A 16068-nucleotide genomic window follows, 5' to 3' on the forward strand; every position below is an offset into this window, starting at 1 on the left:
GGACTTTCGCATTGACAGGCAGCTGTAAAAATTGCTAGATCAGCAAAAAATAGCGGATGTCGTCGTGCGTAGAAAGATAACAAGACCTACAACAGCTGGGTGTGATTTGCCGAAATATACAGGGTTTCTATTGTGTGAGCCGAAATCAGCAACCTGTACTCGCCTTAGTGAGATCGGAGATATGTCACACCACAGCGTTAACCGTTTTCTACAACGTGAAGACTTTGCTCCCAATGACCTTTTCATGGAAGTAGCCGCAAGGCTGATTCTTGATGGGGGCACGCTATCGGTTGATGATACGGTGCTGGATAAGCCGTACAGTAACTACACGGCATTCATCGGCTATCATTACTCGGGCAAGCATCATAAAGCCGTCAAGGGCATTAATCTCATAACGCTCTATTACACCGATATCAAAGGCTATAGCCTTCCTGTCAATTTCCGTATCTATGACTCTGCGGACGGAAAGTCCAAAAATGATTATTTTCTCGAGATGCTGAAAGAAGTACTTGTATGGGGCTTACGACCTGCATTTGTTACGGGGGATTCCTGGTATAGCAGTGCCGCAAACCTGAAGACTGTGAAAAACAACGGTCTGGGTTTTATGTTTGCCGTTAAAAGCAACCGTACTGTTTCTATCCAAAAGGGTGACTACCAACAAGTGCAGAGCCTGGAGATTCCTGAAGAGGGAATAACCGTTTGGCTACGTAATTTTGGTTCTGTGCGTTTGTACCGGACGCGGCTAAAAAACGAGCTGCGCCATTACGTCGTCTACACACCCCATGCTGGATCAGAGGTATCACCACAGGTAGGCTTTAATGAACTTCACCTGCACCATTGGGCGATCGAAGAGTATCACCGGGCGCTGAAACAACTCTGCAGTATTGAGCGCTTTCAGGTGAGAGGAAAGCAGCAGGTCAGGAACCATATTTTTGCCTCTATCTTTGGGTATGCCTGCCTTCAGGCCAAGAAAGTATCTGAATCTCTCAGTAGCATCTATCGCGTTAAGAATGATGCGCTCAAGGATGCTATTTGGGACTTCATTAAGAGCTTCTCTGATGGTAAAGACTGGCTGAGACCATCTTTTATCAGAGCTGTCAATGCGTAAGTTCTATGATTATAAAAAAAACAGTTAGATAGGGAGCTTTTAGGATGTGGGGTCTGTTTAACCGGTATTGCTTGAGTATTCTGATTGCCCTCGGGGTTATAAGTTCTGCTGGAGCAGAAGATGTTTATAATGACGTCTGGGAAAGGGTCCAAAATGGTGCGTTGCTGGTAGACGTTCGAACGCCAGCGGAATACTCAGAGGGGCACTTGGCAGGAGCAATAAATATCCCTTTTCAGGATATTGTGGAAGGGCTTGCCCAGAGAAATATCTCTCTGGAAAGAGAGGTTGTGCTGTATTGTCGTAGTGGTAATCGCAGTGGTAAAGCTCAGAAGGCACTGACGAATGCTGGTTATCAAAATGCGTTCAATGCAGGTGCTTATGAACCACTCATACCGAAAAAGTGATGTGAGGAGCTTCGAAACCATCAGTGGGTAGTGGCATTCAGCAATTAAGTTGGGGCTATTCCCAATCAGAGCAACTTAATGCTGGGTTTGAAAACTCAACATGCGCAGCTGAGCATATTCTGATTCTGCCCGTTTCTGTATCCAGAATCCATATGAACATTCTCCAGGGAGCCCAGAGATAATCGTAGCTTTTAAAAAGATGTGTCAAAGAAAACCATCCCAAAAAACTCCCGGGTGGCGATTTAGGGACTATTACCACATACCGGCTGTCGATGGGATATTGAACGGTATCGTTAGCAATAGCTATATGGGTATAAAATGCTACGGATACCGCTAATACTGTTGTGAGGAAAAGAGCTTTCATTTTTAACAAACCAATGATGGCAAATAGACCGCCTTCTCCATAAAGCCTGAGCCAACAGTGACTCCTGACAAAGCCTTAATCTATTGATCTCATAGAGAAAGTTTTAGCGTTTGCTTGTTAAGGCTTCTCTAAGAGTCTTTGTTTATCAATCGGTTAGTGCTTTCTCTGTCGGAATCTGCTGCTGAGTCAATGCGATGGTTCGTATAATGGCAGTGCCCGGAGAGACTAGAGGCATGATAATCACAGCTCTACTCTCAGAAAATGGTTGTTTAGAAAACTAAATAGTGTGGAAGTTCCGTGTGGAGTAAGAAAAAGACTATTGAATTTAATGACGGGCTTCCCTGCTTAACCGGTAAAGCCCGCGCTGTTTAAACGCTCTTCATTTTTCCGCCATCAACCACGGTATTGGTTCCGGTGATGTAACTGGCAGCGTCTGAAAGCAGGAATGCTGCAGCATTGGCAAACTCTTCAGGCTTGCCGTAGCGCCCCATAGGAATGGCAGACTCGGCAGCTTTTCGCACTTTTCCTGGGCTGGTATCAGACCGTTTTGCCAGGAACATATTCAGAGCTTTGATACGGTCCGTACTGATAGAGCCCGGAATCAGGTTGTTGATGCGAATGTTGTATTGCGCAAGGTCGGTTGCCAGTGTTTTTACCAGGCTGTTGACGCCTGAACGCATGACATTGCTCATCACCAGTATATCGATTGGCTCCTTTACGGCAGAAGAGGTCAGTGTAAGAATGCTACCGCCGTTTACTTTCAGAGCAGGCAAGGTAGCCCTGATCAGCCTTACGGCGCTCATGAGCGTCAATTCAAAAGCCGCCTGCCAAGCTTGATCATCAAATTCTTCAAAGAAGCCTGGTGCTGGGCCTCCGGCATTGATGACCAGTCCATCAATATGACCAAAGTCATTCTGGGTGTCTTCTACCCACTGGGTAATCGAATCCGCTTCACGGGCATCAAATGTATAACCTCGAATTTCAGCCGCCGTTTCTTCGCTGATACTGGCGGCTGCTTTGGCGATACTTTCCTGGCTACGACTGGCGATAGAAACCTTTGCGCCTTCTTCAGCCAGCTTCTTTGCGATGGCATAGCCGAGTCCAGAGCTGGCACCAGCAACCATGAAAACTTTGTTTTGAACACCAAGATCCATACGATGAAACTCCTCTGTACTTATTGTTCTGCGTCAGCAATAGTTATTTTCGAAGCTGTTTATGGTTTATGAGGCCGGGCAAGGTACTCTGTGGACTGCATCTCCTGCAGGCGACTCAGGGTTCTCTTAAACTCAAATGACAGAGTACCACTTGCATAGAGTGCTTCAAGATGAACTTCACTGGATAAGATAAGTTTTACGCCCCGGTCATAGAACTCGTCAATCAAGTTTATAAAGCGGCGAGCCTGATCATTCCGGTTAGCATCAAACTGGGGGACAGCCTGAAGTATGACTGAATGGTACAAACGAGCTAACTCAATATAGTCATTCTGGCTACGGGGGCCATCACACAGGTCAGTAAAGGTAAACCAGGCCACATCTTTGCATATTTTCACGCTGTTAATGGGGCGTCCTGAAATTTCAATGCACTGATAGAACTCAATATGTTCCGGGTCAGGAGCCAGGTCTAGAAAAATCTTCTCAAGCTTTTCGTGGTTTGTATCATTGAGAGGCCAATAATACGTTTCAGCTTTTTCCAGAAGACGCAGGCGATAGTCCACACCACCATCCACATTGACGACCAGGGTGTGCTTTTTAATCAGGTCGATGGCAGGAAGGAAGCGGGCTCTTTGCAGTCCATCCTTGTAGAGGAGGTCTGGATCCACATTCGATGTGGCGACCAGTGTGACGCCCCGTTGAAATAGCTGATCCATCAAGCCGGCCAGAATCATGGCGTCAGTGATGTCGGAAACAAAGAACTCATCAAAGCAGATAATCTTTGTTTCTTTAGAAAGACGCTCAGCGACGATTGAAAGCGGGTTTTTCTGCCCCTCGAGTGTCTTAAGCTCGGCATGCACCCGTCGCATAAAGTGATGGAAGTGCATTCGAAGCTTTTCCGGGAAGGGCAGACAATTATAAAAGGTATCCATCAACCAGGTTTTGCCCCGCCCCACACCACCCCAGAAATAGAGGCCGCGTACTGGCTCTCTGGGTTTACTAAAAGCACCTTTAATCGTCTTAAGCAGTGACTTTTTGGGAGGGAGTGTCAGCGTTTCAAACAGGCTTTGCAAGTGCTTCACCGCCTCAGCCTGGGCAGGATCCTTACTGAAGCCTTTCTGGGTTATATCCCTGTGATAACAAGCTTGCGGGGTCATAATAACATTCTGATTAATAAAGGTTCTCTGCTTATTGTTTTCATGTTTGTAAAGGTTTTGCGACGCTTTGAGCGTTGCCAATGTAACTGTACTCTGTGTTGGTAGCAAGGTTTGCTTGTAGAGTGATCGTAGATGTTGGCACAGTCCTGTCGGATAAAGGGCTTTTCATTGTTGTGTTAAGGGGGTGAGTTCTAGGTGGATACTAACTGGCAGTATTGTCAGGTCGTTATGCCAAAGAACCCATGTGTATGAGTTCTTTGGCATTTAGTTATTTTTTCATCATAGCTTGATGAAAAGAGCTATACAAAGTAGTTGGGTGACAAATTGATGGGTATCTGATTTGAGTGGCTTTGCTCGGGCTCTTCAGAGTTTGGTGGGCGCAGGTATTGAGAAAGGTGTTGATATCGGTGTGCCGAGAAGTGAAATGCCCAAATGGGTTTGGCGCTATCTGGGTATAAGTCTGTCTATGTCGCCAGTGAGTACTGAGGACTTGCTGTTAAAGGTCAGCAGTAAAGCCTAATATCGCGAAGTGTTATATCAAAGCCCCGAATTCCAACAGCTCCACTTTGGGACTATCCCTTTTGCCGTTGTTGCAATTGTTCTCTCTCCCGGACAGAGTACGATTACCCATGATCATGATGTTGAATGTGGGCCGCTATTGATTTATGGGGATGTTGTCGAGTTCTATGGGTATACCGATAAATTGCTGAGCTCTGGAATGGATATTGCCATACTGGATAAAAGCCGGAAATTGAAGGTTTTTCAGCCAGAAGCGTATTTGGTTCCGGAGAATGACAATACACACCGGCTGCAGGAAGCTTCTGATAAGAGCTCTGCAGTCACGCTTAATTTATACGTAGATGCTCATGGCAGAAGCATCAGGCATGCGTTTCCAAACTTTTTGGGCATAGACAGTCAATCGGGAGCTGAGTGGTGGACAGAGTAACGGGTTAACTTGTGCCTTTATGGACTAGGCCAACTTCACTGGAATCTATACAATAGGCGCTTAAGGACATGGCGTTGTGATTTAATGACAAGGGCGCGGGCCCCACTGAGTGAGGCGATACTGTGGAAAACATGAACGTACTTTGGTTTGTCGGTAGTCTGGCGTTTCTGGCGGGGATTCTGTGTGGTGCGCTCGTTTACCATTTACTGTCAGGTTCAAAATCTCGTAGCGGAAGACTTGAGAGCCAGCTGGATGAACTTCAGCAGGAATTTAAAGAATACCAGGAGCGTGTGGGCGATCACTTCACCACATCGGCTCACCTGATCAATAAACTCACTGATACCTACCGGGATGTCCATGAGCATCTTGCCAATGGTGCGGAAGATCTCTGTAAGGATGAAGAAGTCCGTAACCGGCTTGGCGACTCCCTGTTAAGCAGTAATGCGCTGCTGTCAGGGAAGATTCACAAACGTCGTAATGAGCGTACGCCACCATTGGAGCAGCCTAAGGACTATGCTCCTAAATCCAGCCCTGATGAGCAGGGGGCTTTGGCGGAAGAGTACGGTTACGGTGACTCTGCGAAAGAAACGGCGACAACCGATAAATAAGCGGTGACTAACAGGCTTCCTTGCGAAGAAGCCTGTTAGTCAGGCTGTTTAATTAAGCTTCCAGGGCATCCAGGTACTTCTCAGCATCCAATGCTGCCATGCAGCCAGTACCTGCAGAGGTAATCGCCTGACGATAGACATGATCCATGACATCCCCCGCAGCAAATACCCCTTCTTTTGACGTCAGTGTGGCATTGCCTTCCAGGCCGCTGTTCACTTTGATATAGCCATCTTTCATGTCCAGCTGGCCTTCAAAGATGCCGGTATTCGGAGTGTGGCCAATGGCGATGAAACAGCCCATCGCTGATATTTCTTCAGATTCCCCGTTGAGCACGTTTTTGACTCGGACTCCGGTGACTCCCATATCGTCACCCAGAACTTCATCCAGAACAGAGTCAAGAACTAGTTTGATGTTGCCGTTCTGCACGCGATCCATCAATTTATCCTGAAGGATTTTTTCTGAGCGAAATTCCTGACGTCGATGAATCACAGTAACAGTCTTGGCGATGTTAGAGAGATAGAGCGCTTCTTCGACCGCCGTGTTACCGCCACCGACCACGACGACATCCTGGTTTTTGTAAAAGAACCCATCACAGGTTGCGCAGGCGGAAACCCCTTTGCCTTTGAAGGCTTCTTCACTGTCCAGACCCAGATAGCGTGCGCTGGCTCCGGTAGCGATAATCAGGGCGTCACAGGTATAAGTGTGGCTGCCTTTCAGGGTGTATGGCTTCTTACTGAAATCGACCTCTTCGATGTGGTCAAAAATAATTTCAGTACCAAAGCGTATGGCGTGGGCTTCCATATCCATCATCAGGCCAGGCCCCTGAAGTCCTTCCTGTCCCCCCGGCCAGTTATCAACATCGGTCGTGGTCGTCAGCTGGCCACCCTGTTGCATGCCTGTAATCATGACCGGGTTAAGATTGGCTCTTGCTGCGTAGACCGCGGCGGTATAACCCGCAGGCCCGGAACCAAGAATCAGCAGGCGGGAGTGTCTGGTTGTGCTCATTATGTACTCCATTTAAGAAGGGGGGGTATCAAATGGGCATATAATAGCTATTGCCTTTCTGACATGGCAATTGGCAATAGTGATGGATTGTATTGCCTGTGGCTATTGATAAGGGAAGAGAAATGGCTTTTGCTGGTGTAATATTCCAGCTTCTGGCAAGAATTAAAAATAGAGTGATGATGCATAACACCCCCTTATCAGGTCCCGGTTACTTTATCCAGGGGCTGAAAATGATCGCGCTGCCACAGTTGAGATGGTTTGTTCTGATTCCACTGGTCATTAATATTCTGGTGTTTGGCGGGATTATTTACTGGGCATCGGGGCATTTCTCGCTGTGGATGGGGCAACTTACGGGTTGGATGCCTGAGTGGTTGGCATTTCTGGAGTATCTGTTATGGCCTCTGTTTTTTCTGGCACTGGCGGCCGTAATGTTTTTTACGTTTACCATTATTGGGAATTTTATTGCTGCTCCGTTTAATGCGCTGTTGGCTGAAAAAGTACAGCGAATGGAAGGTGCTGAGCTGCCTGATCTTAAATTATCAGACTGGCTGACGATTGTGCCGAGGAGTATTGGCCGAGAGTTGCGCAAACTGCTGTATTACCTGCCCCGGGCAATAGTACTGTTGCTTCTGTCCTTTGTTCCTGTATTGGGCTTTGTATTGTGGTTTTTGTTCAACGGCTGGATGATGGCAATCCAATACTGCGACTATGCAGCGGATAACCGGGGTGTATCTTTTTCTGAGATGTTATTGCGACTGAAGCCGCAGCTATCAAAGTCGTGGCCTTTTGGTGCGGTTGTTAATATTGCTATGTTGGTTCCTCTTGTTAATCTGTTGATTATTCCTGCCGCTGTGGTTGGTGCCTCTCTATTGTGGGAACGGGAAATGGAGAAAGGCGCTTGATTTTTCAAGATGGGCGGTTGCTGCGAAGAGTGCTGCAACCGTTTTAACCCGTTTCAGGCATACTCTACACTTCTTCGCCTCTTAACTGGGCGAGCCGTCTTTTTGAAGATTCTAACTGGGTTTTCAAATCAAAAATATCTTTTTGCTTTTGCTGACGGGCGCTCAAAATGCTGGTGAACATCTGATAACCTGTAAAACCGTGCACAAAAGCGTGAATTAATGTGCGAGCAGCACCGAAATGCTTTGAAGAAGCCGCAAGGCTTGAGCCAGACAGGATGAGGTTCAGGCCAAGGCCTGTCATGAATGTTTTTAGGCCGAAGTGAACGGCATCTGTTTTGCTGAGGGAGGGGAGCTGTTCATCCTCATAATTGCTGTACCCCATGAGCCCGCCAATGCCTAATGCAGGAAATATTGAGTCCAGAAAACTGGTAATAAGGATACCTGAAATACCTTGTCCACCCTCCTGCCAGCGCCCAGTAGTCAAATCTCCATCATCGTCATAATATCCACCCCAGGCCCATTGATTGAACCAGATATCATCACTGTTAGCGTGGACAAAGTCGGCGATTCGAAAGACACCAAAGGCAAGTGTTGCAAGAGCACCGCTCACTGCAAGAGCCGTTGAGGCAGACAGGCGCCCCTCTGAGACCAGTTTGTCCAGTTTCTGTTGAGTAACTTCTATCTCATTGAGTAGCTCTTCTTCAGTGATGAATGGTTTGCTGGGAGACTCTCCTGCCACATGGGCTATTAAATTATCTTCACTCATTGCATTTTTCGAAAATAATGAGAGACCGGTCAGAAAAATAACACAAAGCAGTTTTTTCATAGCGCTGTATATCCGTTCATATGCTAGAGAGGAATGAGAGCAAGGCCGTTATTGATATCAGACTTGATAAAACTGATGAATTTTGCCTGATAATTGAATTTTTCAAAAAATTAAACCTTATGTGGTCATTCTTTAGTAAATACCTAATAACCATTTATTTCTTTAATTTCGGAGTGTTCTTGAAAAATCTTAAAGTAATCATTTTTCATCTGGGGTTGCTCTAGAGTTAGCTGTTAGATGCAATTGGTTATTCATAGTGATAAAAGAATTCAGAGATTATCTGCAGGCTCGACTTCTCCTCTCAGCTGGGCCAATTTTCTTCTAGCTAGTGCTAACTGAGTCTTCAGGTCAAAAATATCTTGTTGCCTTTCCTGGCGAGAGGTAATGACGCTATTGAACATGCTGTATGCCGTCAGGCCGTGAATGGCAGCGTGAGTTAGCAGTCGAATGCTGGAAAAATATTTTTCATTAGTAAGCCTGGTACCGGATAGTATAAAACTAATGCCAAGGCCGGTTAGGAATGTCTTTAAGCCAACCTTCTTGGAATCTTTTGTGTTAAGAGAGGGAAGTTCTTCATCTCTGTAATTGCTATACCCAATAAGCCCTCCAATACCTAATGCCGGTAATATCGAGTCTTGAAAGCAGCTGATGATTACAGGTTTGATCCCCATTTCGTCGTCCCAGTCATATTCTCCATCGCCTTCCCACGAATGACTGAAAATCCATGTGTTACTGGAGTTTTGAAACCAATTTACAATACGAAACACCCCAAAAGCCAGAGTTGCAAGCGCGCCACTTGCTGCAATTGCAGCTGAGGCTGATAATCTGCCTTCAGATACAAGCTCATCTAGTTGTTTTTGTGTAGCTTCAATTTCATTAAGCAATTCTTCTTCCGTTATGAACTGTCTTCTATTGGGAACTTCGGTTTCATAGTCCATTAAATAATCATTGCTTGTAACATTATTTGAAAAAAACATGAAGAGTGTAAAGGAAAAAAGATAGAGTGATCTGATCATGGTACTGTAAATCCATTAGTATCTTTCGGCTCAAGCATGTGTGAGATGATGAATTATAAAAGTGACATTATAGCAAAGTAACGATAAGAATATGTTTGTCGCCTGTATTCAATGGCTAATGGTAATTTTGTCAAATGATTGGGGGTGTTGTTTTATTTTTTGATAATTGAATTGCATAACTACCTTAAATTTTCTTATATAGACTTGGCTTTTGAAATTGGAGTTTGAGAGGATTTCTTTTTTGTTGTGTGTACCATGACTACATAGCACATATGATGAAAGTGATGTTTCGTATTTTTTGAAAATACTCTTAGAAAGAGTTTGTCTTTTCTATTCATGATGCACTTTTTATTCATGGGTTAAAAGAAAAGTAGATACCCGGTCTTGAGTCACTGTAGAAAGTGTCAAAAATCATACTAAGTATTGTTATTTGTTCTAATGTGATTAAGGTGTTTCAGCCTGGTTGGATTCTTCCCTTAGTTGACTCAACCGTTTTCTTGCTGCGGTTAGTTGGTATTGAAGGTCAAAGATTTTATTCTGTTTAGCCTGACGCTCTTGTAAAATATAAGTGTATGTACGGTATGCGGTAAGCCCATGAGTCAGGGCATGCAACAAAATACGTGTTTGGGAGAACAAACCGTCACTTTTGTCTTCTATCTTTATGGCTGCCACGATCAAGCTAAGGCCTAAGCCAGTGACAAACGTTTGAAAACTGACCTTTATTGAGTCCTTTGCGCTCAGTGATGGCAGTTCTTCATCGATGTAATTACTAAAGCCCATGAGTCCCCCAATACCCAGAGCTGGGAGAACGGAATCCATAAGAAAATACAAAATTACACCTTCCCAATCACCCGTATCCCACTCGTACATCCATTTATCTTCTACAGCACGGGCATAGAAAGCGATGCGGAATACACCAAAAGCCAATGTTGCAAGTACGCCGCTCGCCGTCATTGCCGCTGAGGCGGATAATCGCCCGTTTGCGACGAGACTGTCGAGCCTATCTTGTAAGGACTCAATTTCATCTAAAAGGTGTTCTTCAGTAATGTATTGTTCGGACGGGAGAGGGGAGGGGGCATCAATCACCAAGGGGTGCTCTCTCTGAATGATTGAAACAATAGTGCTCTATTTTCACAGCTACTATGGGAACACCACTCATAATAGTTAACTGTCATGCCCGCTTCTGTTATTTCCAGCTCTACCAAAAGCATCGTTTTGCAAATTGAAGTTTCTATAGATTCAGGCAACATGCTGAATCTTGAAGATAGTTTACAGCGTGCACTCAATGAAGCCGGGCAGCTTGGAACAAAAGAGTTATTGGGGCTATTTGAATCACCCAATAAAGAACCTATCGTCGTTAATCAGCAGAAGTGGAACTACAAAGGAAAGGTTCTTAAGCACTATGAAACCTTATACGGTCGTATACCTTTGGAGCGCTCCGTATATCAGGGTGTCAGAGGTGGCAGTACTCTGGCAGCACTTGATCTTCGTGCCGGTATTATTGGTTCAGCTACCCCCAAATTTGCCAAGTCTATCGCCTGGAAATACAGCCAGATGCCAGCGCCTGCGGTAAAAGAAGATTTTGAGACCAACCATCAAAGGACGCTTTCAAATTCTTATATCAAGCATTTATCGGACAGAGTAGGTGCATTAATTGAAGACCAGCAAGACACTCACTACCACCTTCCTCCACTAAAAGAGCCTGTTGAAACAATAGCCATTGGTCTGGATGGAACCTGCATGCTGCTTTGTGAAGAAGGCTGGAGGGAAGCCATGTGTGGGACATTGAGCCTATATTCTGCAGATGGAGACAGGCTCCACACGATATATACAGCCAGTTCGCCAGAGTATGGTAAACAAAGCTTTATGAGCAAGCTCGACGAGGAGATTGCAGATCTAAAACGACTCTACCCAAATGCCACATACATCGGGGTAGCTGACGGGGCTAGAGAAAACTGGAGTTATTTGAAACAACATACCTCTGGGCAGATACTCGATTTTTATCATGCATCTGAATATTTAGCTGGAGCAGCGGAAGCACTGTTTCCAACCAGTAAGGCGAAGCGACACCAGTGGCTTGAAGACAGGCTACATAGTTTGAAAAACAAGCGTGGAGCAGCCAAAAAAATCCTTCAGGAAATTGAATCAGCCGAGCTCCCGAAAAAGACAATCGCACTGACAGAGAAGCGCTACAAAGCTGTGAGCTATTTTACAAACAATCACCAGTTAATGAATTATCATCAGGCGCTTAAACGCCATTGGCCAATAGGTTCAGGAGTTACTGAAGCGGCTTGTAAGACTCTGGTAAAGCAACGATTATGTGGTTCTGGAATGAGGTGGAAAGCAACAGGAGCGGAAGTGCTTTTGACAACAAGAGCACTGATCCAGAGTAAGGGGCGCTGGGAACAACTTTGGTCTGAGTTCATGACTGGAAAGGTTGAAGCTAACCTATGAGTCAGTTATCAAATTGAGAGAGCACCCTCACCAAGTCTTCATTCCCAAGTACGCTTTTGTTAAAAATAATAAGAAGTGCAAAAAAAAATAAGAGCGAAATTTTTTTCATAGTGGTTTGTGTCTCACGATACTGTACACTAATGACCATTAGGCTTATCTTGAAAAAAGACTGGAATTATAGCAAAGTTATTCAACATTTTTTGGGTAAAAGGTTTGTTAATAATAAATTGCCTTTTTTTTAAAATTGCTGAGGGAGATACCCTTTCAGATAAAGTGTTTGAAGAAGATAAGATAGTAGCATATCAGGGATGTTAACCCTGCTGCCTATATTCATATTCTGATAATCCCCAAAGAATCATATTGGGCCACGGGTCAGAGATATTGATAGTATTCTCTATATATAAATTCACCAATAACCTTGTCGTGAATTTTTCGGATTTTGAAAAACCCATTGTCCTTTTTGTCAGTCTTTTTAATCGAATTCCCGGCATCAGGTTCTGTCGTTCAGTACTCTGGGCAAATTACTTGTCAGCTATGTGTTTATCTTCTGAAAGACAGGCTGTATAAAGGTACCAGTTATCTGTGGTGGTGAGTGTTTTTTAAATGGGCTCGAGTCGTATTAGGACTGATCATAAGTACACAATGTCTTTGACTCCAGAACCATTCATGGCCATTTTGAGTATGAATTCAAGAGTGCCGGGCTGATTGTCGTTGTGCCGGTATTGAAGCTGGAAGCTCATTTTGTAGTTTCTTCAGCGACAGCATTGATGGCCTGTTTCAGTTTATCATTTCTAACAATGCTACTGGCACTCTGGCAGTGGATACAAATAACTTGAATTATAGTCATGAAAACCTCAAGCAGTCAGGAATATACCAGATCAACGGGTTTTATTTATAACCGAATATCGGCATGATTTTAGCGTTGGCTGGTGATTAGGCTTATCACCAGTTCAATTCTAAAGTTAATATTAAGGGGGTAGTGAAAATTAACTGTGCGGATTTAAGAATTTACTCAAAATTAAAAAACTCATTTTTAATGTGGTTGTGGTAGACCAACACTGATAAATTTGAACCGTTGTTAATGAGCTAAATATCATCTGGTGCTATATCACCTCTTAGTTGGGCAAGTTTGTTTCTGGCTTTTTTTAGCTGTATTTTTAAATCAAAGATTTCATCCTGTCTATCCTGGCGAGCTTGATTGATATAGTGGCACATTCGAATAGCAGTCAATAAATTGGTTAAACCATGGAAGGCAGCGCGTACTGCGTAAAAGAAGCCCTTATTATCAGTTTCATGAAACATATAAGAAGTACCGGATAATAGGAGGCTTAATCCAAAGCCTGTTATAAAGGTCTCAATACCTACTTTTAAAGAGTCTTTTGCGCTAAGAGATGGAAGCTTTTCATCAGTGTAATTGCTATACCCTATAGCACCACCGATTCCTAGGGCTGCGAGTATAGTATCATTAAAGATAAATGTTCTCATGGTTTTCCATTCATCGTCTAATTCCCAATTATATATAGGCTCCTTAGTATCCGATTGTGCGAAAGAAATCATACGGAAAATACCAAAAGCAAACGTGGCAAGAACACCGCTTGCGGTAAGAGCTAAAGATTGTGATAACTCATTTTCTGAGACCAACTCATCCAATTTTTCTTGTATAGCCTCGATTTTATTGAGAAGTTTCTCTTCTTCAGTGAATGGTTTGGGAGAAGAGCCAAGTTCATAACCTATTAACTCATAAGAACTAAAGGCGTGTTTTGGGAGTAAGTGGATGAGGGTGAAAAAAAATAATAAGATGTATTTTTTCATAGTGTTTGTATTATGGAGCATAATAAGCTGATGAAAGTTTTGCCTGCTTTTTAAGCTGGCCAGTGTGATAAAGCAATTCAATAGTAGTCGGAGCCAACGGGTTTTATAAATAATGAGCTGTCTTTTTTGTAAAATTGCTGAGGGAGATATTCCCGCAGATAAAGTATTTGAAGATGATGAGGTAGTGGCGTTCAGGGATATTAACCCTGCCGCTCCAACCCATATTCTGGTCATTCCCAAGAAGCATATTTCGACGATGAATGATGTAGTAGCAGAAGACCAGGCTGTGCTTGGCAAGATGATGCTGGTGGCGAAGGATATCGCGGCTCAGGAAGGCGTTGATGAAGATGGTTTTCGTTTTGCCCTGAATACCAACAGCCATGGTGGACAGTCGGTGTACCACATACATCTGCACCTGCTGGCAGGTCGTCAAATGCAGTGGCCTCCAGGCTGATTGTGAACCACAAAGAGCGCAAAGGAAGAACCTAGAAGCTTTCTTTGTGTTCTTTGTGGCTTAATCTACTATTCGGTTTCTATAATCTCATAACTGTGGGTAATTTCGACTCCGCCCTTGCCCAGCATATGAGCAACAGAACAGTACTTTTCAGCAGATAAGCTAACGGCACGCTGAACCTGAGATTCTTTGATATTGCTGCCTTTAACGACAAAAGCCAGATGTATTCTGGTGAAGACCGCAGGGATAGCATCAGCACGTTCTGATTCAATATCCACATGGCAGCTGATAACTTTCTGCCGGGCTTTTTCCAGAATATTTACCACATCAACGGAAGAGCACCCACCTAATCCCATCAATACCATTTCCATTGGGCCTGGAGCACTTTTCTGATGCTTATCTGCATCCATAACGACAGAATTGCCACTGGCGGTCATCCCAAGGAAACGCTGGTTATCGACCCACTTTACTTGTGCCTTCATTCGAAATTCCTGTTCTGGCCTTTGGGACTATTTCTATTTGGGGCCATTCTAAAGCCTTTGAATGAAAACAGCCATGTAAACAGAGACAGGCCATAGAAGAAGTGGTGATATTCTTATTTTTGCATTATCGAATGAAGCCTTTTTTGAAGGTATAAAAGTCTGGCTGTAAGTGGGCTAAAGGCTCTCTAAGGTGTGTAACGTCAGCTTCACTGCCATGCACTTCCAAACGGGTAAGTTCGGCAATTTTACTGGCCTCATCCAGTAGCTCAGAAACATTCTCAATATGATGCAAAAGTGCATGGGCGTTGATGTAACCTTCGCGACAGAATACTTCATTGCCATGGCAGGTGAAGCCATAAAATATGACACCTTCTTCCTTTTCTGTTCTTTCGATAAAGGCGTTCATTAATTCATCGAATGCGTGCATGTGTTCAGGGTTAACCCTGAAGTATGGGTGAATTGAACAAAAAGCAGGCAGTTCTTTCATAAACATCATCTCTGTTACGTGTAAAGACCACGCAGTGAGCTTAGGAGAGAATGATGTATTTTCCATAGATAGAAGGAGATCGTTTTATATTTTGCATTTTTTTTCAGTGAATAGTGCCAAGGCAGTCAAGAAAAGGAACATCCACAATTAACGAAAGAAAAGTTTACGGTATGATGGTATCCAAACAAGGTAGTTGTGGTGAGGAGATGTTGACCAAGAATTTGCCCGTCAGACCAGGCCCTGGAGTGGAGCACTTTTTGTCCATGTGCTCTCGAAAAAACTATCCGGCCAGAAGTACCATTCTCTGTGCAGGTGATACTTCGGATACTCTTTATTATATCGTCAAGGTTGCTGTGTCCGTTGTTATAGAAGATGATGAAGGCCGTGAGATGATTGTCGCTTACCTTAATCAGGGCGACTTTTTTGGTGAAATGGGGCTGTTTGATGATGACCTCGCGGAGCGCAGTGCCTGGGTGAAGGCCAAAACGTCATGCGAAGTTGCAGAGATCAGCTACCAGCAGTTCAGGGAGCTGGTTCAGAAAGAGCCTGATATCCTGATGATGCTTTCTGGTCAAATGGCGACCCGTTTGAAGGATACCACCCGAAAGATGGGGGATCTTGCATTCCTTGATGTAACGGGGAGAGTGGCCAGAACCCTGCTGGATCTCTGCCGTCAACCAGATGCCATGACGCATCCCGATGGTATGCAGATTAAGATAACCCGTCAGGAAATTGGCCGTATTGTCGGTTGTTCCCGTGAAATGGTTGGGAGAGTGCTGAAAAGCTTAGAAGCTCAGGGACTTGTTTCTGTAAAAGGAAAAACCATGGTTGTTTTTGGTACCCGCTAGCTGATAAGAGCTTGGTTATCATGGCTATCAGCACTATTAGGGG

17 protein-coding genes are annotated in these 16068 nt (G+C 44.3%); 8 read left to right on the forward strand and 9 right to left on the reverse strand.

Annotated features, from left to right (window positions below):
* Positions 1–64: 64 nt before the first annotated feature.
* Complete coding sequence (locus ACOCLE_RS00865; protein ID WP_419533005.1) at positions 65–1108, forward strand: transposase; 1044 nt, start codon at positions 65–67, stop codon at positions 1106–1108.
* Positions 1109–1179: 71 nt separating this feature from the next.
* A complete protein-coding gene (locus tag ACOCLE_RS00870; RefSeq protein ID WP_419535125.1) occupies positions 1180–1512 on the forward strand; it encodes a rhodanese-like domain-containing protein in 333 nt (110 codons plus the stop codon).
* 732 nt (positions 1513–2244) lie between these two features.
* Here ACOCLE_RS00870 and ACOCLE_RS00875 read toward each other — a convergent pair.
* Positions 2245–3030, reverse strand: a complete 786-nt coding sequence (locus ACOCLE_RS00875) for an SDR family oxidoreductase (RefSeq protein WP_419535126.1) — start codon at positions 3028–3030, stop codon at positions 2245–2247.
* 59 nt (positions 3031–3089) lie between these two features.
* Entirely contained in the window at positions 3090–4184 is a 1095-nt protein-coding gene (zapE, locus tag ACOCLE_RS00880) for a cell division protein ZapE (RefSeq protein WP_419535127.1), read from the reverse strand.
* A gap of 529 nt (positions 4185–4713) precedes the next feature.
* On the opposite strand from zapE, the gene ACOCLE_RS00885 reads away from it, so the two are divergent.
* Positions 4714–5130 (forward strand): hypothetical protein, encoded by a 417-nt coding sequence (locus ACOCLE_RS00885; RefSeq protein WP_419535128.1) that lies wholly within the window; start codon positions 4714–4716, stop codon positions 5128–5130.
* A 131-nt stretch (positions 5131–5261) separates the two neighbouring features.
* Positions 5262–5738 (forward strand): YhcB family protein, encoded by a 477-nt coding sequence (locus tag ACOCLE_RS00890; RefSeq protein ID WP_419537274.1) that lies wholly within the window; start codon positions 5262–5264, stop codon positions 5736–5738.
* A gap of 52 nt (positions 5739–5790) precedes the next feature.
* On the opposite strand, the gene trxB is transcribed toward ACOCLE_RS00890, so the two are convergent.
* Positions 5791–6744: a thioredoxin-disulfide reductase gene (gene trxB / locus ACOCLE_RS00895; RefSeq protein ID WP_419535129.1), complete on the reverse strand. Its 954-nt coding sequence runs from the start codon at positions 6742–6744 to the stop codon at positions 5791–5793.
* A gap of 98 nt (positions 6745–6842) precedes the next feature.
* Here trxB and cysZ point away from each other — a divergent pair, with 98 nt between their 5' ends.
* On the forward strand, positions 6843–7646 hold the full coding sequence (gene cysZ / locus ACOCLE_RS00900; RefSeq protein WP_419535130.1) for a sulfate transporter CysZ: 804 nt from the start codon (positions 6843–6845) through the stop codon (positions 7644–7646).
* Positions 7647–7710: 64 nt separating this feature from the next.
* Here the strand turns inward: cysZ and ACOCLE_RS00905 are convergent, their stop codons facing one another.
* From ACOCLE_RS00905 to ACOCLE_RS00915, 3 genes are all read right to left on the reverse strand, one after another.
* Positions 7711–8472, reverse strand: a complete 762-nt coding sequence (locus ACOCLE_RS00905) for a hypothetical protein (protein ID WP_419535131.1) — start codon at positions 8470–8472, stop codon at positions 7711–7713.
* 269 nt (positions 8473–8741) lie between these two features.
* On the reverse strand, positions 8742–9488 hold the full coding sequence (locus ACOCLE_RS00910) for a hypothetical protein (RefSeq protein ID WP_419535132.1): 747 nt from the start codon (positions 9486–9488) through the stop codon (positions 8742–8744).
* Positions 9489–9932: 444 nt separating this feature from the next.
* Positions 9933–10574: a hypothetical protein gene (locus ACOCLE_RS00915; RefSeq protein WP_419535133.1), complete on the reverse strand. Its 642-nt coding sequence runs from the start codon at positions 10572–10574 to the stop codon at positions 9933–9935.
* A gap of 87 nt (positions 10575–10661) precedes the next feature.
* On the opposite strand from ACOCLE_RS00915, the gene ACOCLE_RS00920 reads away from it, so the two are divergent.
* On the forward strand, positions 10662–11942 hold the full coding sequence (locus tag ACOCLE_RS00920; protein WP_419532972.1) for an ISKra4 family transposase: 1281 nt from the start codon (positions 10662–10664) through the stop codon (positions 11940–11942).
* 1086 nt (positions 11943–13028) lie between these two features.
* Here the strand turns inward: ACOCLE_RS00920 and ACOCLE_RS00925 are convergent.
* Positions 13029–13754 carry a hypothetical protein gene (locus ACOCLE_RS00925; protein ID WP_419535134.1) on the reverse strand — a complete coding sequence of 242 codons (726 nt, stop codon included), beginning with the start codon at positions 13752–13754 and terminating at the stop codon, positions 13029–13031.
* 112 nt (positions 13755–13866) lie between these two features.
* Between ACOCLE_RS00925 and ACOCLE_RS00930 the strand changes: the two genes are divergently transcribed.
* Positions 13867–14208 carry a histidine triad nucleotide-binding protein gene (locus ACOCLE_RS00930; RefSeq protein WP_419535135.1) on the forward strand — a complete coding sequence of 114 codons (342 nt, stop codon included), beginning with the start codon at positions 13867–13869 and terminating at the stop codon, positions 14206–14208.
* 68 nt (positions 14209–14276) lie between these two features.
* Here the strand turns inward: ACOCLE_RS00930 and ACOCLE_RS00935 are convergent, their stop codons facing one another.
* Both ACOCLE_RS00935 and ACOCLE_RS00940 read right to left on the reverse strand, forming a co-directional pair.
* Entirely contained in the window at positions 14277–14690 is a 414-nt protein-coding gene (locus tag ACOCLE_RS00935) for an OsmC family protein (RefSeq protein WP_419535136.1), read from the reverse strand.
* 124 nt (positions 14691–14814) lie between these two features.
* Positions 14815–15243, reverse strand: coding sequence for a putative quinol monooxygenase (locus tag ACOCLE_RS00940; RefSeq protein ID WP_419535137.1), 429 nt, complete (start codon positions 15241–15243; stop codon positions 14815–14817).
* 140 nt (positions 15244–15383) lie between these two features.
* Here ACOCLE_RS00940 and crp point away from each other — a divergent pair, with 140 nt between their 5' ends.
* Complete coding sequence (crp, locus tag ACOCLE_RS00945) at positions 15384–16025, forward strand: cAMP-activated global transcriptional regulator CRP (RefSeq protein WP_419537275.1); 642 nt, start codon at positions 15384–15386, stop codon at positions 16023–16025.
* Positions 16026–16068: the final 43 nt, after the last annotated feature.

The sequence above is a fragment of the Endozoicomonas sp. genome (assembly GCF_965196975.1).
GTDB lineage: Bacteria > Pseudomonadota > Gammaproteobacteria > Pseudomonadales > Endozoicomonadaceae > Endozoicomonas.